We start from the raw sequence: 22,376 nt of genomic DNA on the forward strand, positions 1-22,376 counted from the left end.
TCAGACGGCGGGGGCGGGCTGCCCGAGCCAGGTCCGGGCGAGGGTCTGGACGGCGGAGCCGTCGGGGTCGGCGAGCTTGGCGGCCAGGTAGTCGGCGGCCCACGGGCCGGTGGGCACCCGGAACGGCGGGCGCCGTTCGCGCAGGGTCCGGACCACGACCTCGGCGACCTCCCGGGCCGGCTGGCCGGCCGACTCCCAGCCCTGTCCGCCGACCCAGTCGAGGTAGCCGGCGAAGGTGGGCGCGTACGGGCCGGAGGCGGCGCCGAGGGTGGTCCGGTCGATGTCGGGGAAGACGCCGAACCGGGTGTCCGGGACGAAGCCGGGCACCACCACGGAGACCAGGACGCCGTGCGCCGCCACGACCGGGGCGAGTGCCTCCATGAACCCCTCGACGGCGAACTTGGCCGCGCAGTACGCCTCGTTGAAGGGCTGGCCGACCACGCCGTGCACGCTGCCGAGGGTGACCAGCCGGCCGCCCGAGGCGCGGAGCAGCGGCAGTGCGGCCCGGCTGACCGCGGCGACGCCGAAGAAGTTGACCTCCAGGTTGGCGCGCAGCGCCGCGTCGGTGGACATCTCCACGGTCGGGTCGGAGTTGGACACCCCCGCGTTGTTGACGACGGCGTCGAGCCGCCCGTGCGCCGCCCGCACCGCGTCCAGGCAGGCGGTGACGGAGGCGGGGTCGGTGACGTCCAGTCGGCGGACGTCCAGGGTGACCCCGGCGGCCTCGGCGGCGGCGCGCAGCGGCCCGGCCCGGTCGGGCTCGCGCAGCGTCGCGACGGTGGTGTACCCGGCCCGGGCCGCGGCGACGGCGGTGGCCAGGCCGATGCCGGAGGAGGTGCCGGTGATCAGCAGGACCCGCCCGGCGGGTTCGGTGAGGTCGGTAGGGGCAGCGAGGTCGGTAGGGGCAGCGGGGCCGGCGAGGTCGGTGGGGTCGGCGAGGTCGGCGAGGTCGGTGGGGCCGGTGTGCGGGTCGGTCATGCGCCGGCCTCCGGGAGCGCTGCGGGAGCGGACGCGGTGGCCTCGGCGGCCCGCTCGCGTTCGGCCGCGTCGAGCAGCGGCTGGAGGCCGAGGGCGGGGAGGAAGGAGCAGGCGGCGAGCAGGGTGCCGCCGGCCATCACCACCCGGGCGGCGTCCAGGATCCCGAGCGGGCCGGTGAGCAGCGAGACGGCCAGGCCGCCGACCAGCGCGGCGAGCGGGATCACGCCCCAGGTGACGGTGCGGAAGGCGGCGTGCATCACGCCCTGGTTGCGCGCGGACATCCGGGACTGCCGGGCGGGGGCGCTGCACACGTTGATGCAGGACATGAAGAAGCCGTAGCAGCCCATGGTCACCGCGATGACCGGTCCGGCGGGCAGTGCGGGCGCGGCGAGCACGCCGAGTCCGACCAGGCAGTGCAGCAGCAGCGACCAGGCCATCGTGCGGCCCAGGCCGAAGCGCCGGGAGAGCCGGGGTGCGACCAGTGCGCCGGCCAGCGCGCCCACCGCCGCGACCGACATGGCCGCGCCGAAGACACCGACCCGCACGTCCAGGCCGCGGTAGGCCAGGACGGGCAGCACGGTGACGAACACCGGCCCGCCGCAGTTGAGGGTGACGGCGGCCAGCACCACCCGGCGCAGCACCGGGTCGGCCCAGTTGAGCCGGAAGCCCCTGGTCAGCCGCTCCCGGATCGAGCCCGCCTCGACCGTCCGCTCGCCCCACGGGCGCATCGAGCGGAAGCAGGCCGCCGAGACGAGGTAGCTGGCCGCGTCGACCAGCAGGGCGGCCACGCCGAGCGCGCCGTAGAGGGCGGCGGCGACGGAGGGCCCGGCGACCTCGGCGACCGAGCCGCTGCCCTCCAGTCGGGAGTAGGCGCGGACCATGCCGTCCTCGGGCACCACGGCGGGGACGGCGACCAGGTAGCCGACGTTGAAGACGATGGTCGCGCCGCTGATGACGGCCACGCAGCCGAACAGCAGCGGGGTGGAGAGCACGTCCAGCGCGTAGGCGAGCGGGATCGCCGCCACGGCGACCAGCCGGACCAGGTCGCAGACCAGCATCGTCCGGCGCTTGTCCCAGCGGTCGACCAGCACCCCGGCGACCGGCCCGAGCAGTGGGATCCCGAGGTACTGGGCCATCGCCACCACACCGACCTGGAGGGCGGAGGCGTGCAGCACGAAGATCATCAGGGTCGGGACGACGAACACGGTGACCTTGTCGCCGACCAGGCTGACGCTCTGTCCGGCCCAGAACACCGAGAAGCTCCGGCCGAGCGGCGCCGGGCGGGCGGGCGGCTGCGCGCCGCCCCGGGCGGCGTCCGCCGCGGGTGCCGCCGTCACGACTCCTCCCGTACGACCAGCGCCGCCGTCTTGCCGGTGCGGCCGTTGCTGACCAGCTCGCCGACCGGGCGCACCCGGAAGGACCTGGGGTCGTGCTGGAAGGCGGTGCTGAGGGTGAAGGTGGCGCCGAACAGCTCCTTGCGCAGCCGCTCGACGTCGGGGGCGGCACCGGGGCCGGCGGCCAGCACCAGGACCTCCACGGAGGCGGCCCGGCCGCCCTGCTCGGTGAGCACCACCTGGGCCCGGGCCACGCCCGGCTCGCGCTCCGCCCGGGCGATCAGCTCGTCCACGTCCAGGCCGAGGCCGCGCACCTGGACGACGCTGTCGCGCCGGCCCAGGACGCGCATCGCCGGTTCCGGCCGGCCGCACGGGCAGGCGGTCAACTCGCCCGCGTCGCCGGTGCGGTAGCGCAGCACCGGGTTGAGCATCTCCGGGTCGAGGGTGGTGAAGTCCAGCAGGCCTCCGGCGTCGGCGTGCACCAGCTGGGACGGCAGCGGGTGGAAGACGTCCGCCGGGCAGTGCGGGGTGTTGGTGCCCACCACCCAGGTCTCGGTGCTGCCGAACATGCCCCAGCGGCGCGCCTGCGGCGCCACCGCCGCCAGGTCCTCCGTCAGCTGTTCCTGCCAGGCCTCGCCGAGCCACAACACCTTGCGCAGCGAGGGCAGTTCGACCCCGGCGGCCCGGGCGTGCGCGAACCAGAGCCGCAGCACGCTGGGGGTGCCGCCGATGGCCGTCACCCGGCGCGCGGCCAGGAAGGCCAGCCAGTCGCCGTACTCCTCCCCGGCGACCGAGCCGAGCGCGATGATCCGGCAGCCGGAGAGGTCGGCGAGCGCGGCGGCGAGGAAGTGCGCGCCCCACATCCGCCCGGCGCCCCAGGCGTTGACGAACACGTCGGTGCGGTCGAGCGGCTGCCAGTGGGCGTGCACACCGGCCATGTAGAAGCCGGTGGGGGCGTAGCCGACCTTGGGGGCGCCGGTGCTGCCGCCGCTCTGGAACAGCCAGGTGGCGGAGTGCTCGGCGGCCGGCTCCAGGTGGGCGAGGGCGGTGTTGAGATCGTCCTTGGCGAGCGGTGGCAGTGCGGCGAGCTGCTCCAGGGACCCGGCGTCGAGGTGGCTCGGGTAGCGCGGGGCCAGTGCGGGGACGCTCCGCAGCCGCTCCAGGGTGCGTCGGGCCACGGGCAGCCGGGGCCCGGCGGCCTCGGGGGAGAGGGAGAAGGCGGTCATCGGCGGTCCGTCCGGTGGGCGGGGGAGGGGGTGAGGTCGAGGGTGAGCGGGCGGGCGCCGTCGGCCAGCCACTTCGCGTGGCCGTCCCGGCAGGCGGCGAAGCGGGCCCGGGTGACGTCCCGTTGCAGGGTGCGCTCCGGGTCGGTGAGGTCCGGGGCGATCACGCCGTCCGGCTCCAGCTCGGAGAACCAGTACCGCTCGCCGTCGTACAGGAAGTCGACGCAGAAGAACGGGATCGGCAGCCGCTCGGCGAACCAGGCGGTGGCGGCGGCGAGTTCGGGCGGCACCGGGGGGAACTCCATGGTGCCGCCGCGGCTGGCGTTGGCGACCGGGGAGCCGGGCTCGGGGGTGCGCTTCATCACCGCGTACGGCTGTCCGTCGATCACGTACACCCGGTAGTCGACGGTGCCGTCGCCCAGGTACGGCTGGACCACCAGGGTGGTGTCGCCGCCCTGGGCGAGGCTGGCCAGCCCCCGGACGTCCTCGGGGCCGCGGGCCAGGTTGATCCCGCCGCCGCCGCACCAGCCCGAGGGCTTCACGATGGCCGGGTAGGTCATGGTCCCGAGCGCGACCTCGTAGACGTGCTTGCCGGTGTCGCGCCCGGTCCCGATCCGCACGGTCGGGACGGTCGGCACCGGAGAGCCGGCCAGGAACAGCAGGGTGGCCAGCTTGTCGTTGCCGATCAGCGAGAGCTGCGGCGGGAACGGCAGGTAGAAACCGGCCTGTTCGAGCACCGCGTAGAGCGCGTACTGGTTGAAGACGTCCATCGACTGGTACGGCAGCGAGTACAGCGCGGTGATGAACAGGGTGTCCTCGGGCGTGACGGGCTCGTCGTCCACGTACACCCGGGGGCGCCCCGGCCCGGTGGCGTCGACCGAGACCGCCTCCGGGGCGTGCCGGCTCCAGCGCAGTCCGAGGTCCGCGGCGCACTCGGCGTAGAGGTCCCAGAAGAACCCGTGCCACATCTCGGCCATCCGGGAGGACTCCCGGTCGGGGAAGATCCAGCACATCCGGCGCAGTCCGCCGGTCGGGGGGTGGGCGCTCATCGTGCTCCTCGGGCCGGGTCGGGCGTGCGGGTCGGGCCGGCCGGGTGGGACGGGCCGGCCGGGTGGGGTGCGGCGGACGACCCGGTCCACCAGCGGCGGCCGGACTCGGGAAGGGTGTCCACCGGGTCGTAGTAGGGGTGGCGCCGGTCGAGCGCGGCCTGCGGGCCGTCGCCGTCGCCGTCGGGCGTCGCGTCCAGGCCGGTGCGGTAGTTCTTGGTCCAGTAGGAGATGCCGCGCTCGCGGTCGTACTCCACCGCCTGGTGCACCCAGCGCTTGCCGACGCGCGGGACGTCGCACACCAGGCGGGGGGTGGCGTACCCGGGCAGGTAGCCCATGATCGCCTCCTGGAGGTGCTGCGCCCGGTGCAGCGGGGTCCGCCAGTGCTCGGCGCCCGGGACGAGGTCGCAGAGGTAGAAGTAGTACGGCAGGACGTTCGCCTCGCCCTGCAGGGCGAAGCAGAGGTCCAGCAGGTCCTCCGGGGTGTCGTTGACGCCGCGCATCAGCACGCCCTGGTTGCGGACGTCCCGGACGCCCGCGTCCAGCAGGGCCCGGGCCGCCTCGGCGACCAGCGGGGTGACCGACCGGACGTGGTTGGCGTGGGTGTGCACCGCCAGGTTGACGGCGCGGCCGGCGGCGATCCCGGCGACCTTCGCCACTCCCTCCAGCACCCGGGGCTGCAGCCAGTGCTGCGGCAGACCCACCACGGCCTTGCTGGCGAGGCGGATGTCGCGCACCGAGCCGAGCTCCAGCAGCCGCAGCAGGAAGGACTCCAGGCGCGGCCAGGGCACGTTGGCGACGTCGCCGCCGGAGACCACCACGTCGCGCACCGAAGGGGTGCGCTTGAGGTAGTCGAGCATCTGCTCCTGCCGGTCGGCGGGGCGCAGCAGCAGCCGGGTCTTGGCCACCTGGGGGGTGGAGGTGCCGACCAGGTCCATCCGGGTGCACTGCCCGCAGTACTGCGGGCAGGTGGCGGTCAGCTCGGCCAGCACCTTGGTGGGGTAGCGGTGGGTCAGGCCCTCGACCGCCCACATGTCCGCCTCGTGCAGCGAGTCCCGCTCGGCCAGCGGGTGGCTGGGCCACCGCGGGTGGCGGTCGGCGCGCACCGGCAGCATGTAGCGGCGCACCGGGTCGGCCAGGAACGCCTCGGTGAAGGCGGCCGGGGTGGCCGGGGCACCGGGTGCCATGGTGTTCAGGACCTGCGGTGGCAGCAGGATCGGCATGGTGGCGAAGTCGTCCTGGTCGGCGGCGAGTTCGTCGTAGAACCGGTCGGTGAGCAGGTCGCCGACGACCGCCCGCAGCTGGCGGGCGTTCTTGACGGAGTGGGCGCGCTGCCACTGGGCGTCGCGCCACTGCGCCTCGGTGACCTGCCGCCAGCCGGGCAGCCGGCGCCAGTCGGGCTCGACCAGCGCCGTCCGCGCGTACTGGTAGGGCTGGCGGATCACGGGGTGGTCCATGGTGGTCTACTGGCCGGTGAGGAGGGTGGCGTAGCGGGTGCGCAGCTCGCGCTTGAGCACCTTGCCGGTCGGGCCGAGCGGGAAGTCCGCCGCCGTCCGGGCGATCCGGACGGCGGCGAGGGCCGTCAGCCCGGCCGCGGCCAGCGCCCCGTTGGCCGCGGCCCGCACCGAGTCGGCGTCGGTGTCGGCGGCGTCCTCCTGCAACTGCACCACGGCGATGGGGTGTTGGCCCGTGCCGGGGCCTGCCGGGACGCCGACCACCGAGCAGTCCCGGACCAGGTCCGCGCAGTCGGCCAGCAGCACCTCCTCGATCGGCAGGCTGTAGACCGGGCCGGCGGCGGTGTCGATGACGTCCACCGTGCGGTCGAGGTGGTAGTAGCGGCCCTCGGCGTCGCGGCGGGCGACGTCGCCGGTGAGCCAGTAACCGGACAGCTCGAAGCTCGCGGTCAGCCGTTCGTCGTTCCAGTAGCCCGGGGTCAGGGAGGGGGAGTCCACGGCGAGCAACCCGACCGTCCCGTCCGGGACTTCGGAGCCGTCGAGGTCCAGGACGGCGGCCTTGTGGACCACCTCCAGCGGCTTGCCGACACAGCGGTCGTCGCGCGCGCTCTCCGGGGTGGTGACCTGACCGAACAGTGCCATGCCCATCTCCGAGGAGCCCAGCCCGTCGACGAACTGCGAACCGGGCAGGGCGGGTTGCTCGGCCTTCTGCTGCGGCAGCAGCCAGGGGCGGATCAGCCCGGCGGGCCGCTCCCCGAGGGTGACCAGCCGGCGGACGTGCCCGAAGTGCGCGCTGTCGCCGGTGTTGAACCAGGAGTGGACCCGGGCGGCGCCGCGCACCGGCAGCTCCCCGGTGGCCAGTTCGACGAAGGTGCGCGGGAAGGAGGCGACCATGGTCGGCTGGAACGCCTCCATCACCGGCTCCACCACGGTGCGCCGCCAGTCCGACATCACCACGACCGGCAGGCCCAGCAGGACGGCGGTGAGGAAGTAGCTCAGGCCGCCGGCGTGGGTGTGCGGCATCAGCGACATCAGCCGGTCGTACGGCTCGGCGGGGAAGCGCACCATGCGCGGCTGCTTGCCGTCCCAGAACCCGCGGTGCGCCAGCATGGTGGACTTGGGGGTGCCCGTCGTTCCGGAGGAGTGGATCAGCGCCACCACGTCGTCGGCGCCGTGCCGGTACGGGTGTTCGGCGGGCAGCTCGACGGCGGTGGCGTCGAAGGCCCGCACCTCGGCGGCGAGCGCGAGGAAGCGCGGACGGCGCCCGGGGTCCTCGCGGTAGGCGGCGGCCAGCCGGGTGGTGTCGTCGGCGACGACCCCGACCACCCCGACGTGGTCCAGGTAGCGGACCATCACGTCGTGCCGCATCGCGTCGTTGACCAGGGCGGGGACGGCGCCCAGCGAGGTGAGTGCGAGGAAGTGCAGCAGCGGCTCCAGGCCCTCGGCGATGACGACGGCGACCGGCTCGCCGGGGCGCACACCGTTGGCGTGGTACCAGGCGGCGTAGCGGTCGCGCAGGGCGACCAGGTCGAGCAGGCTGTGGCCGCGCAGCACGACCTCACCGCGGTGGTCGGTGCGGTGGGTGAAGACGGACGGGACGGACCGGTGGGGGTTCGCCGCGACCGCGTGGTCGAGGAAGTTGCCTGCCCCGAGGGCGGGCTCGGTCATCAGCCGCTCCCGGGCGGCGAGGGGCGCGATGGGACTCTGGTCGCTCATGGCGGTCTCCGGACGTGGGGTGCCGGGCGCGGGGTTCTCGTGGAACCGGCGCCTGGGGGAGGGGTGGGGGGAGCTGCCCGCGGGCCCGTCGGGGCGTGCGCGCGCGGGGGTGAGGGGGTGAGGGGGTGCGGAGGTGCGGTGGCGGGGAGTGGTGCGAAGGTGTCAGTGCGGTCGGACAAGCCCTAGCCGCGGTCGAGGACCTCGGCGACCACCCGGTGGCCGGAGCGGATCGCGCCCTCCATCAGCCCGAAGAACGCGGTGCTGGTCTCGGTGCCGGCCCAGTGCACCCGGCGGTGCGGCGCGGTCAGCGTGGGGCCGAGCCGGGTCCAGTCCCCGGGCCCCAGCAGCGCGGCGTAACAGCCCCGGCTGAACGGGTCGTCGAGCCAGTCCGTGACGTGGAAGCCGACCGGTTCGGGGAGCATCGGGAACAGCCGCCCGGCCTGGGCGAGGGCCTCGGCGCGCTGCTGCTCCGGGGTGAGCGCGCCGAACCGGTGGGCCTCGGCACCGGTGACGAAGCCGGTCAGGACGCCGATCCCGCCCTCGGGGGAGTCGTCCACGGTGGAGAGCAGCGGCCCCCGGGCGTTGACCGACCAGCCGGAGAGGCCGTGGTCGCGCCAGACCGGCGCCGGGTACACCAGGTGGACCTTGACGGCGCAGCCGCGCGCGGTGCGCTCCCCGGCCCGGGGCACCGGCAGGGCGGGCTCGTACGCGATCGCGTCGGCGAGCAGTGGCGGCAGGGCCATCACCGCGACGTCCGCCCGGTACGCGCTCCGGTCGCTGCGGACGGTCACCGCGCGGTCGTCCTGGTGGACGGCCAGGACCGCCTCGCCCAGCCGTACCCGCTCACCCAGCCGCTCGGCCAGCCGCTCGCACAGCCGGTGGGCGCCGCCGTCGATCCGGTCCTGCTGGGCGCCTCCGGCGAAGGCGTTGAGGTAGCGCAGACCGCCGCCGGAGCGCAGGTAGAAGGCGAGGTGCAGGACGGAGACGTCGGCGGGGTCGGCGGCGCACATCTCGCCCAGGAAGAGCGGGAAGAAGAGCCGGGCGTCCGGGTGGGAGAGGTGCTGCTCGGCCCACTCGGCGGCGGTCAGGGTGTCCAGCCGCTCGGCGTCCGGGGTCAGCCAGGGGGCCTCCGGCCTTACCGCGGCGGTGAGTTGGGCCAGGCGCTCGAAGAGGTCGCCGAGGGCGACGGCGTTGAGCGGCGGGAACCGGCCGTCCCGGGTGGCCGTGCCGGTGACCGTGTCGGTGCCGGTCCGGTCCGCCGGGGCGCTGTCGGGATCGGGGTCGGGATCGGGGTCGCGATCGAGTGCGAAGCGGCTGGCGCCGAGCATCGTGGTGGGGGTGGTCTTGAGACCCAACTCCGATGCCAGTGCGAGCAGTTCGGTGTGCCGGTCGCCCAGGTAGGCGGCGCCGCCGTCCACCCAGGTGCCGGGGGCGGCTTCGATGCCGTGGATGCGTCCGCCGACCCGGTTCCGGGCCTCCAGGACGGTGACGTCGAATCCGCGCGCCGCCAGTCCGGTCGCCGCGGTCAGCCCGGCGAGTCCGGCGCCGACCACGACGGCGGTGCCCCGGCGGCCCTCGCGTCTGTGGTCCTGGCGTCCGTGGCCCTGGCGTCTGTGGGCCTCGCTCATGCGGTGGTCGCGATGCGGTGCGCCAGGCGGGCCGGGGTGGGGGCGAGCAGGAAGTCGTCGAAGGTCAACTCGACGCCGTGGGTGCGGGCGACCGCGCTCAGCACCCGGGTGGCGACGAGGGAGTCCCCGCCGAGGTCGAAGAAGTCGGAGTCGGCGGTGACGTCCTCGCGTTCCAGGACGCGCCGGAAGACGGCCACCAGGTCGTCCGCCGTGGAACCGGTGCCGGTGTTCGGGCCGGCGGGGGTGGTGAGGTCAGTGCTCATGGGAGGTCTCCTTCGACCTGTCGGGGGAAGCCGCGTAGCGCAGGTGGCAGCCGGCCCGGTCGATCTTTCCGCTCGGGGTGTGCACCAGTCGGGGCACGAGGGTGATCCGGCCCGGTACCAGGTGGCCGGGGACCCGGTCCCGCAGGTAGGACAGCAGTTCGCGGTCCAGCTGCCGGGTCCGGGTGTGCGGGCGCGCCACCACGTACGCCACCAGGGTGGTGCGGCCGGCCGCCGTGGTGCCGGTGACGGCGGCGGCGGTGACCTCGGGGTGGCCGGTGAGGTGCGCCTCGACCTCGGCCGGGTCCACCCGGATGCCGCGGACCTTCAACTCGCCGTCCAGGCGGCCCTGGTGGGTGAGCAGACCGTCCGGGCCGCGGCTCATCCGGTCGCCGGTGCGGAAGAACCGCCCGCCGTCCAGGGTGGTGAACCGCGTCGAGGTCGCCTCGGGCAGGCCGAGGTAGCCGAGCGCGAGGGCCGGCCCGCCGATCAGCAACTCGCCCCGTTCGTCGAGGTGTTCGACGACGTGGGGCAGGGCGCGGCCGATCGGCGCGCGGGTGGTGCCGTCCCAGGTCCGCCCGGGCGCCAGCGGGCCGGCGAGGTCCACGGCGTGGGTGATCTGGGTGGTCTCGGTGCAGCCGTACGTGTTCAGCAGCCGGACCGCGCCGGTGGGCAGCCGGGCCCAGTCGGCCAGTCGGGCCGGTCCGACGGCCTCCCCGCCGATCACCAACAGGCGCAGGCAGGACGGCAGTCGGTCGCCCGAGTCGACCAGGTGGTGGACCAGTTCGTGCCAGAAGGCGGTCGGCAGGTCCAGCACGGTGATCCGTTCGCGTTCGACCATCCGCAGGAGCCGGGGGAACGACCCGCTGTGCGCGTCCCGGTCCAGGACGAGGGCCGCGCCCGTGGTGAGGGCCGGGAGGATCTCCTCGAAGCAGGTGTCCCAGTTGAGCGAGGCGAACTGGAGCACCCGGTCCTCGGGGGTGAGGCCGAACAGCTCGCCCAGGGCCCGGGCCGTGGTCGTGACGGCCCGGCGGGGTGTCACGACGGGTTTCGGCTGCCCGGTCGAACCCGACGTGAAGAGAATGTAGGCCGGTTGTTCCGGGTCGTTCCCGGCGGGGTTCGCCGGGGGGCGTCCCGGGGGGTCCCCGGTGAATTCGGGTGGCTCTGGTAACTCCCGTAATGGGAGGTCGAGTCGGAGGACGTCACCGGATCGTCCGGACACCGCGGAACGGCACCGTGCGGCCGCCGCCATGGCTTGTCGGCGGGCCGTCGGGAATGCCGGATCGACGGGGCAATAGGTGCCCCCGGCGGCCAGCACGCCGAGAAGTGCGACCACCGTTTCCGGGGTGTGGAGCGCCGGCACGGCGACCGTGCCGGGATCCGGGCCCAGGCGTGTGGCCAGGGCGTTCGCCGACTCCAGGAGCCGGCCGTAACTCAGGGCGTGTCCGTTGTGGACGATCGCCGGACGACGGGGATTTCGACGTGCGATTTCACTGAACACGTCGATCAGGTCGGGGACGACCCGGAGGGAACCACGATTATTTGACATGCCCGCCCCAAATGGAGCCGAGAAGTGCTCATCCGTGCTCGGCGAACGGCGACTCTACCTTCGAACATGCGTGGCGACAATGGATGTTGAGGGTGTTCTTCCAAGGGGCCGTGACGGAACTGTGAACCACCTGCGGCCGCTGTGGTCGTTCGGGTGAGGACGGTGCCGCAGAAGCGATCTGACGAGATGTCACGAAGTGCCGTTGCGTCAAACCACCGATCACGGAACGTCAGCCGGGCATCCCCGACGCCCTCCCCGTCCGCACCGCCTGCCGGGCCGAACACAAGCGGAGGGCTTGCCCCGGCGTCCGCCGGTTCGCTTCACTACCGCACGGAAGGGGGCGCCACATGCTCGACTACGACACCGAGGCACGGGCGTACGACGCCTCGCGCGGCGGTGAACCCCGGGCGGCCGCCGCCGCGACGGCCGTCGAACGACTGCTGCCGCAGGGCGTCCGAACACTGCTGGACGTGGCCTGCGGCACCGGCATCGTCACCGCCCGGCTGCGGCGACCCGGCCGCGCCGTCCTCGGGATCGACCGTTCGCCCGGGATGCTGCGGCTTGCGGCGCGGCGCCTCCCGGGCGCGGCGGCCCGCGCGGACGTCACCCGGCTGCCGGTCCGGACCGGCAGTGCGGACGCCGTGGTGCTGGTCCGGCTGCTCCACCTGCTCCCGGCGGCCGGACCGGTCCTGGCGGAGGCCCGCCGAGTGCTGCGCCCCGGCGGGGTGCTGATCACCACCGTCGACAAGGACGCCGCCGCTTCGCCGAACCGAGCGACCTCGCCGAACTCACCGCGCCCCTGCGCCGTCGGCACGCGCCGCGGACGACCGACGACGCCGACCGGCTGACGGGGCAGGCGGCCGCCCTGGGCCTGCGCCCCGCGGGCGGGACCGGATTCACCGGCCTCGGGCAGGGCCGCAGCCCGCGTGCCTGGCGGGAGGCGGTCGAGCGCGGCCGCCTCCCGTGGTGCGCCGACCCGGCCGACGTGACGGCCACCGTCCGGGCGCCGGCCGCCCTGCCCGGCCAGGACGCACCTCGCCCGGACCCGCGCTACCGCCTGCTGTCCTTCCGGACCTGAGCGGGCCCGGCCTCGCCCCGACCGGAGCCGCCCTCGCGAGCGGGCCCGGCCTCGCCCTGAGCGGGACGACGGACCGGCGCCGGCCGTCCTGGGCCACCTCGTGGTCGAGCCCGAGGCGGTCCACGAACTCCACCGAGTCGGCTCCGGCCCGGCCGCCCACGGTGCGCCCGGCCGCCCGCGGTGCGGAAACTCGGCTGGTACGAACGGTCCTTGGTGCGGAAGCAGGGCCTCCGGGGCGCCCGGAGCGTCGGGTTATAGTGCGCACGACAATCGTCAGGGGCGGGCGCCGACCCGCTCCGGCGATGACCTCGTCGGCCGCCCCGACGCAGGAACCGGCACCTCGTCACCGCGGTGCTCCCGCACCCCGAGAGGTCCGCCGCCCATGGCCGAAGCGCGCTTCAGCGTCCTGTCCGAGGAGTTCGACGCCGCACCCGAGCGGTACTTCGGGTGGCTGCGGGAGCACGCGCCGGTGCACCACGAGCCGACGGTGGACGCCTACTTCGTCTCCCGCTACCGGGACGTCCGGCGGGTGCTGGAGGATCACGAGGCGTTCACCACCGAGACGTTGCAGCAGCGCGCCGAGCCCGTGATGCGCGGGCCCGTCCTCGCCCGGATGACCGGAGCGGAGCACACCGCCAAGCGGAAGATCGTCGTGCGGTCCTTCACCGGACCGGCGCTGCAGGACCAGGTGCGGACGATCCGCGCCAACGCCGCCGAACTGGTCACCCCCTTCCTGCCCACCGGACGGATCGACCTCGTCAACGACTTCGGCAAGCCCTTCGCCGTCCAGGTGATGCTGGACGTCCTCGGCCTGGACAAGGAGGACCGGCCCCGGGTCGCCGCCTGGCTGGCCGGGGTCGGTGAGTTCATCACGAGCGTCGGTCTGACCGACGAACGCCGCCGGCACTGCCTCGCACTCGCCCTGGAGCTGGAGGCCCACCTCGTCCCGGTCATCGAGCAGCGCCGCCGGCACCCGGGCACCGACCTGATATCGACGCTGTGCACGGCCGAGTTCGACGGCGTCGCCATGACCACCCGTGACGTCACCGCGCTGGTCGTCAACGTCCTGGTGGCCGCCGTCGAGCCCGCCGACAAGACCCTCGGCCTGCTCTTCCGGCACCTGATCGACCACCCGGAGCAGCTCGCGCAGGTCCGCCGGGACCCGGCCCTGCTGTCCGCCGCCGTCGCCGAGACCCTGCGCCTCACCCCGCCCGTCCAGCTGGTGCCCCGCCTGGCGCAGCACGACACCGAACTCTCCGGCACCGTCGTCCCCGCGGGCGCCACCGTCTTCTGCATGACCGGTGCGGCCAACCGCGACCCCGAGGCCTTCACGGCCCCGGACGTGTTCGACCTCCACCGGCCGGACCTGGGCACCGCCCGTTCGTTCACCGCCGCCGCCCGGCACCTGGCCTTCGGCACCGGACTCCACCAGTGCGTCGGCGCCGCCTTCGCCCGCGCCGAGATCGAGACCGTCGCGGCGCTGCTGCTCCCGCTGTTCGACCGGGTCCGGCACAGCCCCGGCTCCCGCTACCGGGAGACCGGCCTGTACACCCGCGGCCCCGTCGCCCTGCCGCTGGACTTCACCCCCGTCCACCACGGCGTACCCGTCCACGACGGCGTACCCGGCCAGGTCTGACGCCCGGAGCGGCCCGACGCCCGGCAGGCCCGACACCCGGCCGCGCGGATGACCGGAATCCGGGCCTCGACTCGTGAAACCCGACGGACACCCACAGGTCCGGCACCGACACACGGAGAAGGGAGCCGTCATGGCGACCGTCCAGGAGAGACTGAGCAACGCACGGGTCCAGGCCTTCATCGGCCGCGACGACGAACTGGAAGGCTTCGCGCGCGCCCTGGCCGGCGATCCGCAGTCCCCGTTCGTGTTCCACGTGGTCGGCCCCGGCGGCATCGGCAAGTCGACGCTGCTGCGACGGATGGCGGACCGCGCCCGGGCGACGGGCCGACCGCTGCTGGAGCTGGACGGCCGCTTCGTGAGCCGGGACCCGGCCGACTTCGAACGGGCCGCCGCGCCGTTCCTGGAGGTGCCCGGGACGGTCCTGTTCGTCGACTCCTTCGAGCACTGCCAGTGGCTGGAGACCTGGCTGTGGCAACGTTTCCTGCCCCGCGCCGCCGACGACACCCTGGTCGTCCTGGCGGGCCGGCTGGCACCGCAGCCGCAGTGGACCGCCGATCCCGCCTGGGCCGGGCTGCTGCAGGTCCGTGAACTGCAGCCGTTCTCCGCGGAGCAGGCGCGGAGCCTGCTGGCCGCGGCGCAGGTCCTGCCGCAGCTGCGTGAGCGGGTGCTGCGCTTCGCCGGGGGCAACCCGCTGGCGCTGTCGCTCGCGGCCGCCGCCAGGGCGTCGGACTGGAGCCGCGAGGACGTCTGGGCGCCCTCGGCCGACGTCCTGCGCACCCTGCTCTCCGGCCTGATCGGCGAGGTGCCGACGGCCGCCCACCGCCGCGCGCTGGAGCTGGCGGCGCAGGCCTACTCGACCTCCGAGGAACTCCTCGCCTCGGTGCTGCCCGAGGAGGACGCCCACCAGCTGTTCGGCTGGCTGCGGGGACTGCCCTTCATGGAGTCCACCCACCGCGGGCTCCACCCGCACGACGCCGCCCGCGAGACCCTGGCCGCCGACCTGCGCTGGCGCGCCCCCAACGCCTTCGTCGCGATGCGCCAACGCCTCGCCGAGGAGTACCTGCGCCTGCTCCGGGAGGCACCCGAGGAGCAGGTCTGGACCGTCACCGACGAGCTCTTCTACCTGTTCCGGGAGGGCGAGATCGTGGCCCGCCTGCGCACCTGGTCCCGCGAGGACGAGGTGCACGACCGGCCGCTGCAGCCGGACGACCTCGACGTGGTGCTGCGCATGGCCGAGCAGACCGAGGGCCCGGCCTCGGCCGAGCTGGTCCGCTACTGGGCGCGGCGTCAGCCGCAGGCCTTCAGCGTCTACCGCCTGGTGAGCACCGGCCGCGTGGTGGCGTTCACCGCCCGCCTCGCCCTGCCCGCCCCCGCCGACCCCGAGGACGTGGCCGCCGACCCGGTCGTGGCCGCGGCGTGGGCGTACACCGAGGCCACCGCGCCGGTGCGCCCCGGCGAGCACATCGGCATCAGCCGCTTCACGGTCTACCCCGAGCGGTACCAGGTGCCCTCCCGGGTCATCGACCTGAGCAGTTCCCGCGCCCAGGCCGAGTCCGCCCGGGCCCGCGCCCGTGCCTACGGCTTCGCGGTCTGGCAGGACGCCGACGCGTGGGCCGAGCGGGTCAGGGGCAGCCTCACCGACACCGGCGCGCGGCCGCGGGTCGGCGATCGCACCTACGGCGTGTTCGGGGTCGACTGGCGTCACGTCCCCGTCGAGACCTGGCTGCGGCACTTCATCTCGGCCACGGCCGTGCCCGTGCAGGAGGCGCCGTCGGCGGTCTCCCGCAGCGCCTTCGAGCAGGCCGTGCGGGAGGCCCTGGCGCACTGGCGCGACCCCGGGGCGTTCGCCGCCTGCGCGCTGCTGCGGGCCCGGCTGGCGGCCGACTCGGCCGATCCCGTCGAGGACCTGCGGGCGCTGCTGCGCGAGGCCGTGGACGATCTCGCCCGGGACCCGCGCGGCGCGCGCGCCCGGGAGGCCCTGACAGCGGGTTACTTCTCCGGCGCGCCCACCCAGGAGGCGGCCGCCCGCCGGATGGGCCTCCCGTACGGGACCTACCGGCGACACCTGCGCCAGGGCCTGGACCTGCTCTGCGAAGCGCTCTGGCAGCGCGAGCTGCACGGCGCCGACTAGGCACACGGGGCCCGGGGCCCGGCACGCGGGGCCCGGGGCCGGGCACCGGGCCGGGCGTGCCGCCGGCCGTGCCCGACGGCGCGGTGGACAGGTGTGGACAGCGGTGGACAGTGCCCGTCCCCGTCAGCCCTGGCAGGTGGACAGCGCCCGCCCGGAAGCTGTGCGGCATGAACCTCGTACGCACACCGAAGGGGTCGGCGACCGGCCGTTCCCCGCGACCGGGAGCGGCGCTCGCGGCACTCGCCGCAGCCCAGTTCACGGTCATGCTCGCCACCTCGATCGTGAACGTCGCACTGCCCCAGATCCGCGCCGGGACCGGGCTGTCGGACGGCGCGGTCACCTGGGTGGTCAACGCGTACGGCCTGGCGTTCGGCGCGCTGCTGCCGGCCGGCGGACGGGCGGCGGACCTGCTCGGACGCCGCCGGGTGCTGATCGCCGGGGTCGGGCTGTTCGCGGCCGCCTCGCTGGCGGCGGGACTGGCCGCCACCCCGGAGGTGCTGATCACCGCCCGGGCCCTCCAGGGCCTCGCCGCGGCGGCGATCGCCCCGGCCGCGCTCGCCCTCGCCCTGGCGCAGGACCCGTCCGGGCCGGGGCGCGGCCGGGCCCTGGGGGTGTGGGGCGCGGTCTCCGGCGCGGGCGGCGCGGGTGGCGTGCTGCTGGGCGGGGTGCTCACCGAGGCGTGGGGCTGGTCCTGGATCTTCCACGCGGTCGCCCTCGGGTCGGCGCTGGTCCTCGCCGCCGTGGTCGTCCTCGTGCCGGCGGACGCCGGACCGGTGGCCGACCGGGGCGCAGGGCGGTTCGACCTGGCCGGCACCCTCACCGTCACACTCGCCCTGACCTGCCTGGTCTGGGGCCTGACCACCGCACGGAGCGAGGGCTGGGGCGACGGCCGGGTCGTGGGCGCGCTGGCCGCCGCGGTCGTCCTGCTCGTGGCCTTCGCCGTGATCGAGCGCCGCCGGTCGAACGCGCTGATACCGCCGAGACTGCTCACCACCGGGCGGGTGGCCACCGGCAACCTCCTGATGGCTCTGCTGGGCTCCGTGTGGATCGCCCTGTTCTTCTTCCTGCCGCTCTACCAGCAGCAGGTCCTCAGATCGGGGCCGCTCGCCACCGGGGCGAGTCAACTCCCGCTCGCCGGGGCCAACATGCTCGGCGCCTCGCTGGCGCCGCGGATCGCCCGGCGGTTCGGCGCGACCACGACCGCGGCCGCCGCGCTGCTCACCGAGGCCGCCGGCCTGCTGTGGCTGTCCCGGATCGGCGCCGAGGGCAGCTACGCCACCGACGTCCTCGGCCCCAGCCTCCTGATCGGCCTGGGCCTCGGCACCGCCTTCGTCCAGCTCACCGCGCTGGCCGTGGAGGGCGTCCCGCCCCGGGACGCCGGGCTGGCCGGCGGACTGGTCAACACCACCCGCCAGGTGGGCGGCGCGATCGGCCTGGCCGTCCTGACCACCCTCGCCGGGTCCGTCACCGCCCACGCGGCCGTTCACGGGTCCCACCCGGAGGCGCTCACCGCCGGCTACCGCGCCGCCTTCGCGGTCTCGGCTGCCGTGCTGACGGCCACCGCGCTGCTCGCGCCGCTGCTCGTCCGGTGCGCCGGCGGGAAAGCGGTCGCGGACGCCGCCCCGTTGCTGCCCGATCACCGCGAACCCCGGGTCGGACGGACCGCCGCCTGACCCGGCCGACCTCACCGGCTCGCACCGCACCCCGCCGACCCGCACCCCACCGATCCGGACCGACCCGCACCCCACCGACCCGCACCCCACTGCCCGGAACCGTCCGGACAACCGTCACATCCACCGAGAGGAAGCCGCCATGACGGCCCAGAAGCCCTACCTGACCGGCCACTACACCCCCGTCGTCGACGAGGTCACCGCCACCGGGCTGACCGTCGAGGGCACCCTGCCCCCCGAGCTCACCGGCCGGCTCGTCCGTAACAGCCACAACCCGAAGCCCGGTGTCACGCCGACGCACTGGTTCAAGGGCAGCGGCATGGTCTACGGCCTGCGCCTGCGCGACGGACGCGCCGAGTGGTACCGCAACCGCTGGGTGCGCACCCCCGCCCTGGACGGCGCCCCGTACATGACCGAGCACGGCCCGGACCTGACCGCCAGCGCCGCCGGTACCCACGTCATCGAGCACGGCGGGCGCCTGCTGGCGCTGTGCGAGGCCAACCTCCCCTTCGAGCTGACGCCCGAACTGGAGACCGTCGGGGCCTACGACTTCGGCGGGAAGCTGCGCACCGCGATGACCGCCCACCCCAAGGTCGACCCCGTCACCGGCGAGCTGCACTTCTTCGGCTCCTCGCCCGTCCCGCCGTTCCTCACCTACCACGTCGCCGACGCCAAGGGCCGGATCGTCGACAGCGTGGAGGTGCCCGGGGCGAGCGCCTCGCTCAAGCACGACTTCGCGATCACCCGCGGCCACGTGGTGTTCGTCGAGGGTTCCGTCACCTTCGACCCCACCGAGCACTCGGGGATCCCGTACGGCTGGAAGGACGAGCAGCCGTCCCGGATCGGCGTGATGCCGCGCGGCGCGGACGGCGCCCGGAACATCCGGTGGTTCTCCATCGAGCCGGGCAACATGCTGCACGTCTCCAACGCCTACGAGGACGCGCGCGGCCGGATCGTCCTGGAGGGCCCGACCGTCGACCGCGAGGGCTTCGCCCTGTCCTGGAACTGGTGGACCGGGGCGCCGGGGCGCGGCAGCGAACCCGTCTCCCGTTCCTACACCCGCCGTTGGGTCGTCGACCCGGTGGCCGGCACCGTCGACGAGCGGATCATCGACGACCTGCCGGTGGAGTTCCCGACCCTCAACGAGGAGTACCTGGGCGCCGAGAACCGCTACCAGTACGCCGTCTCCTTCCCCGACGAGACGGGTCAGGGCAGCTACGGCGTCGTCAAGTACGACCGGGTCACCGGCGCCCGTCGCATCCGCCGGATCGGCGACGCCCGGATGCCCAGCGAGGCCCTGTTCGTCCCGGCCGCCGACGCCACCGGCGAGGACGACGGCTACCTGCTCACCGTCGTGACGGACCTCAAGCAGGACGCCGCCCAGCTCGTCGTCCTGGACGCCGCCGGCCTCGACCAGGTGGCCACCGTCCACCTGCCGCACCGGGTGAGCGCGGGCCTCCACGGGTCCTGGATCCCGGACGACGGCCCGGGCGCCCTGCGGGCCTGACCCTGCGCCGTCCGGCCTCCACCCGGTGGCCGGACGGCTCCCGGGTTTCCGCCCGGGACGCCCGGCCGGCTTCCCCAGCCCCGGGGCAGGGGAAGCCTCCGCCACCGGGGCGGGCCTCGGCCACCGGGGCGGGCCTCAGGATCCGACCGGAGCCTCCCAGGACAGCCGGGTGCCGCCGCCCTCCGCCGGGCCGACCGTGAAGGACCCGCCGACCCGCTCGGCCCGCTCGGCGAGGTTGCGCAAACCGCTGCGCCGCCCGCCCTCGGGCACCCCCACGCCGTCGTCGGCGACGGTGAGCACCACCCGCCCGGCGAGGGCGCGCAGCGTCACCTCGACCCGGGAGGCGTGCGCGTGCCGGGCGGCGTTGCTGAGCGCCTCGGCGAGGACGGCGACCACGTGCTCGGCCAGTTCCGGCGGCACGTCGGTGTCCAGCAGGCCCTCCATGCTCAGCCGGGGCGCGAAGCCGAGCGTGCCCTGCGCCTCGGTGACCGCCCTGGTCGCCCGGGCGCGCAGCCCGCGGTCGGGCTCGCTGTGGGCGCGGAGGCCGAAGATGGTCGAGCGGATGATCTTGATGGTCTCGTCCAGGTCCGCCACCGCCCGGGCCACCCGGTCCGCAGCGGCCGGACTCTCGATCAGCCGGCCCGCGCTCTGCAGCGTCATACCGGTCGCGAACAGCCGCTGGATCGCCAGGTCGTGCAGGTCCCGGGCGATCCGGTCGCGGTCCTCCAACAGGTTCAACTGCTCGGCGTCACGCCGCCGTTCGGCCAGCTCCAGGGCCAGCGCGGCCTGATCGGCGAAGCCCAGCAGCGGGCCCGTCTCCTCCGGCCCGAAGGCCGGCTGCCCCTGCGCCCGGGCCAGCAGCAGCACACCCCGCCCGTACCCGGCACCGGTGCCCAGCGGCACCGCCACCGCCGCACCCAGCCCGTCGAAACGGCCCGCCGGACCGGCCGGGAACCGGGCGTCGCCGGCCAGCTCGTCACTGGTGACCGGCGAACCGGAGGCGTACGCGGCACCGGACAGCGTGCCGTCCACCGGCACCGTCACCCCCAGCCGCGCCGACGGCGCGCCGCCCAGCGCGACCTCCACGGCCAGCTCCTCGGCCCGCTCCTCCGGCCCCGCCAGCGCCACCGAGACGTCCGCCAGCTCGGCGCCGGATATCTCCCGGGCCCGCCGGGCGATCAGCTCGACGACCTCCAGCCGCGGCGCGCCGGACAGCAGACTGCGGGTGATCTCGGTGCTCGCCCGCAGCCAGCGCTGGCGCAGCTGCGCCTCCTCGTACAGCCGGGCGTTGTCGATCGCCACCCCGGCCGCGACCGCCAGGGTGGCGATCACCGCCTCGTCGTCCTCGTCGAAGTCCAGCCCGCCGCGCTTGTCGGTCAGGTAGAGGTTGCCGAACACCTCGCCGTGCACCCGCACCGGCACCCCGAGGAAGGTGTGCATCGGCGGGTGGTTCGCCGGGAAGCCGGCCGAGGCCGGGTGGTCCGACAGCACCGGGCAGCGCAACGGCTGCGGCTCGCGGATCAGCTCCCCCAGGATGCCCCGGCCGGACGGCGGCGGGCCGATCTCGGCCATCTCCTCGTCGGTCAGACCCACGGTCAGGAACTGCGACAGCGAGTGCCCGTCCGGCCCGATCACCCCCAGCGCCCCGTACCGGGCGTCCACCAGGTCCGCGGCCGCCTCGACGATCCGGTGCAGCGCCTGCGCCAGGTCCAGCTCACGCCCGACCGCGAGCACCGCCTCCAGCAGGCTGTGCACCCGGTTCTGCGTCCCGCGCGCCGCGTCGATCCGCCACTGGAGTTCCTCCAGCAGCTCGTCCAGGCGCAGCCGGGGCATCCGCGCGCCGCCGTCCGCTCCGCCCACCGTCGTCCTCCTCGTCGTCCCGCTCGTGTCCCGCCCCGGCGGGCCCCCGCCCCCGACCCGGCCCGGTCGGCGTCCGACCAGCGGGATTGCCCTGTTCACGGTAGTGGCAGGGTGTCGCCGGAGTGTACGGCGGGGTCGGTCGTAGGCTCCGCGGGCGGGCCTTTCGTCCCGTCGCCGAGGGTCCTGCGGCCTCTGTCGCGGCGCCGGACGCGGCTGCCAGGGTGGGGGAGGAGCGGACGGGGCGTCAGGACACCCCGCCGCCAGCGCCGAACCACCGAGTGCCGACACCGTGGAGGAACGCTCATGACCGAGCGAAGCGAGCTGACGTCGACCGTGCTGGCCGGGGTCGACGGGTCGCCGCAGAGCGCCGCCGCCGCCCACTGGGCCGCCGAGGAGGCGGTGCGCCGCGGCGGGACCCTGCGGCTGGTGCACGCCTGGCCGTGGCTGACCGACGGCGTGTCCACCTTCGCCGAGCCGGACGACCTGCCGGACGCCGTCCAGCGGACCCTGGCCGAGGCGGCCGAGGACATCCGCGGGCGCCACCCGGAGCTGGACGTGCGGACCGACGCGGTACTGGACGCGCCGGTCGACGGCCTGGTCGCCGCCGCCGCGGACGCGGGGCTGCTGGTGCTCGGCTCGCGCGGCCGAGGCGGCTTCACCGGACTGCTGCTCGGTTCGGTCAGCCGGTCGGTGGCCGGCCGCAGCGCCGTGCCGGTGGTCGTGGTGCGCGACACCGGGGAGAGCGCGCCGGGCACGGCCGAGGTGGTGGTCGGCGTCGACGCGCACGACCCGGAGGAGGAGGTGCTCGACTTCGCCTTCCACGAGGCGGTCCTGCGCGGCGCCCGGCTCCGGGCGGTGCACGGCTGGGAGCTCCCGCCGCTGTTCGGCTACGCGGGCGGGGCCGTCCCGGCGGGCGAGATCGGCCAGTTGGAGGCGCTGGAGACCAAGCTGCTCTCGCTCGCCCTGGCCGGGCCGCGCGAGCAGTACCCGGGCGTGGACGTGGTCGAGGAGGTCCGGCTGGGCGAGGCCCGCGCGCTGGTCGAGGCCTCCGCCGGGGCCTCGCTGGTGGTGATCGGCCGGCGCCGCCGCCCGATCGACGTCGGCCCCCGGCTCGGCCGGGTCGCGCACGCGGTGCTGCACCACGCCGGGGCGCCGGTCGCGGTCGTCCCGCACGGGTGAGGTGACCAAGGCCCCGGCGGGCGGGAGCCGTCCGGCCCTGTCGCCCGCCCGGGCCGGGCGCGCAGGCTCGGAGGTAGTGAGGACCACGCGGTCGCGCGAGTGGACCGCTCTCCGGCGAAGGAGTGGA

15 protein-coding genes and 1 pseudogene are annotated in these 22,376 nt (G+C 75.1%); 6 read left to right on the forward strand and 10 right to left on the reverse strand.

The annotated features are described in order from the left end of the window. The 9 genes from ACFV04_RS10540 to ACFV04_RS10580 form a co-directional block, all read right to left on the reverse strand. Positions 1-978, reverse strand: coding sequence for an SDR family NAD(P)-dependent oxidoreductase (locus ACFV04_RS10540; RefSeq protein WP_380528260.1), 978 nt, complete (start codon positions 976-978; stop codon positions 1-3). Beyond that, the gene (locus tag ACFV04_RS10545) at positions 975-2,315 is read right to left on the reverse strand and encodes an MFS transporter (protein WP_380528262.1); all 1,341 of its coding nucleotides are present in this window, start codon (positions 2,313-2,315) and stop codon (positions 975-977) included. The genes ACFV04_RS10540 and ACFV04_RS10545 overlap by 4 nt, the downstream gene beginning before the upstream one ends. After that, entirely contained in the window at positions 2,312-3,538 is a 1,227-nt protein-coding gene (locus tag ACFV04_RS10550; RefSeq protein WP_380528263.1) for an AMP-binding protein, read from the reverse strand. The genes ACFV04_RS10545 and ACFV04_RS10550 overlap by 4 nt, the downstream gene beginning before the upstream one ends. Next, complete coding sequence (locus tag ACFV04_RS10555) at positions 3,535-4,584, reverse strand: RimK family alpha-L-glutamate ligase (protein ID WP_380528264.1); 1,050 nt, start codon at positions 4,582-4,584, stop codon at positions 3,535-3,537. The genes ACFV04_RS10550 and ACFV04_RS10555 overlap by 4 nt, the downstream gene beginning before the upstream one ends. Then, positions 4,581-6,038 (reverse strand): KamA family radical SAM protein, encoded by a 1,458-nt coding sequence (locus tag ACFV04_RS10560; protein WP_380528265.1) that lies wholly within the window; start codon positions 6,036-6,038, stop codon positions 4,581-4,583. The genes ACFV04_RS10555 and ACFV04_RS10560 overlap by 4 nt, the downstream gene beginning before the upstream one ends. 6 nt (positions 6,039-6,044) lie before the next feature. Further along, complete coding sequence (locus tag ACFV04_RS10565) at positions 6,045-7,751, reverse strand: class I adenylate-forming enzyme family protein (RefSeq protein ID WP_380528266.1); 1,707 nt, start codon at positions 7,749-7,751, stop codon at positions 6,045-6,047. A gap of 182 nt (positions 7,752-7,933) precedes the next feature. Further along, positions 7,934-9,379: a flavin monoamine oxidase family protein gene (locus ACFV04_RS10570; RefSeq protein ID WP_380528268.1), complete on the reverse strand. Its 1,446-nt coding sequence runs from the start codon at positions 9,377-9,379 to the stop codon at positions 7,934-7,936. Continuing rightward, positions 9,376-9,642: an acyl carrier protein gene (locus ACFV04_RS10575; RefSeq protein ID WP_380528269.1), complete on the reverse strand. Its 267-nt coding sequence runs from the start codon at positions 9,640-9,642 to the stop codon at positions 9,376-9,378. Before ACFV04_RS10575 ends, ACFV04_RS10570 begins: the two co-directional genes overlap by 4 nt. Continuing rightward, positions 9,632-11,188 (reverse strand): AMP-binding protein, encoded by a 1,557-nt coding sequence (locus tag ACFV04_RS10580; RefSeq protein ID WP_380528271.1) that lies wholly within the window; start codon positions 11,186-11,188, stop codon positions 9,632-9,634. The genes ACFV04_RS10575 and ACFV04_RS10580 overlap by 11 nt, the downstream gene beginning before the upstream one ends. A 347-nt stretch (positions 11,189-11,535) precedes the next feature. On the opposite strand from ACFV04_RS10580, the pseudogene ACFV04_RS10585 reads away from it, so the two are divergent. The 5 genes and pseudogenes from ACFV04_RS10585 (at position 11,536) to ACFV04_RS10605 (ending at position 19,210) form a co-directional block, all read left to right on the forward strand. Next, positions 11,536-12,266: pseudogene (locus tag ACFV04_RS10585) on the forward strand (class I SAM-dependent methyltransferase). A gap of 382 nt (positions 12,267-12,648) precedes the next feature. After that, positions 12,649-13,902, forward strand: coding sequence for a cytochrome P450 (locus tag ACFV04_RS10590; RefSeq protein ID WP_380528273.1), 1,254 nt, complete (start codon positions 12,649-12,651; stop codon positions 13,900-13,902). Positions 13,903-14,032: 130 nt separating this feature from the next. After that, positions 14,033-16,033 (forward strand): ATP-binding protein, encoded by a 2,001-nt coding sequence (locus ACFV04_RS10595; RefSeq protein WP_380528275.1) that lies wholly within the window; start codon positions 14,033-14,035, stop codon positions 16,031-16,033. Positions 16,034-16,200: 167 nt separating this feature from the next. After that, complete coding sequence (locus ACFV04_RS10600; RefSeq protein ID WP_380528277.1) at positions 16,201-17,706, forward strand: MFS transporter; 1,506 nt, start codon at positions 16,201-16,203, stop codon at positions 17,704-17,706. Between the two features lie 139 nt (positions 17,707-17,845). Beyond that, on the forward strand, positions 17,846-19,210 hold the full coding sequence (locus tag ACFV04_RS10605) for a carotenoid oxygenase family protein (protein ID WP_380528279.1): 1,365 nt from the start codon (positions 17,846-17,848) through the stop codon (positions 19,208-19,210). A 135-nt stretch (positions 19,211-19,345) separates the two neighbouring features. Here the strand turns inward: ACFV04_RS10605 and ACFV04_RS10610 are convergent, their stop codons facing one another. Next, a complete protein-coding gene (locus ACFV04_RS10610) occupies positions 19,346-21,043 on the reverse strand; it encodes a GAF domain-containing protein (protein ID WP_380344998.1) in 1,698 nt (565 codons plus the stop codon). Between the two features lie 330 nt (positions 21,044-21,373). Here ACFV04_RS10610 and ACFV04_RS10615 point away from each other — a divergent pair, with 330 nt between their 5' ends. Continuing rightward, complete coding sequence (locus tag ACFV04_RS10615; RefSeq protein WP_380344905.1) at positions 21,374-22,249, forward strand: universal stress protein; 876 nt, start codon at positions 21,374-21,376, stop codon at positions 22,247-22,249. Positions 22,250-22,376: the final 127 nt, after the last annotated feature.

Origin of the sequence: Kitasatospora sp. NPDC059599 (assembly GCF_042735125.1) — a bacterium.
GTDB lineage: Bacteria > Actinomycetota > Actinomycetes > Streptomycetales > Streptomycetaceae > Kitasatospora.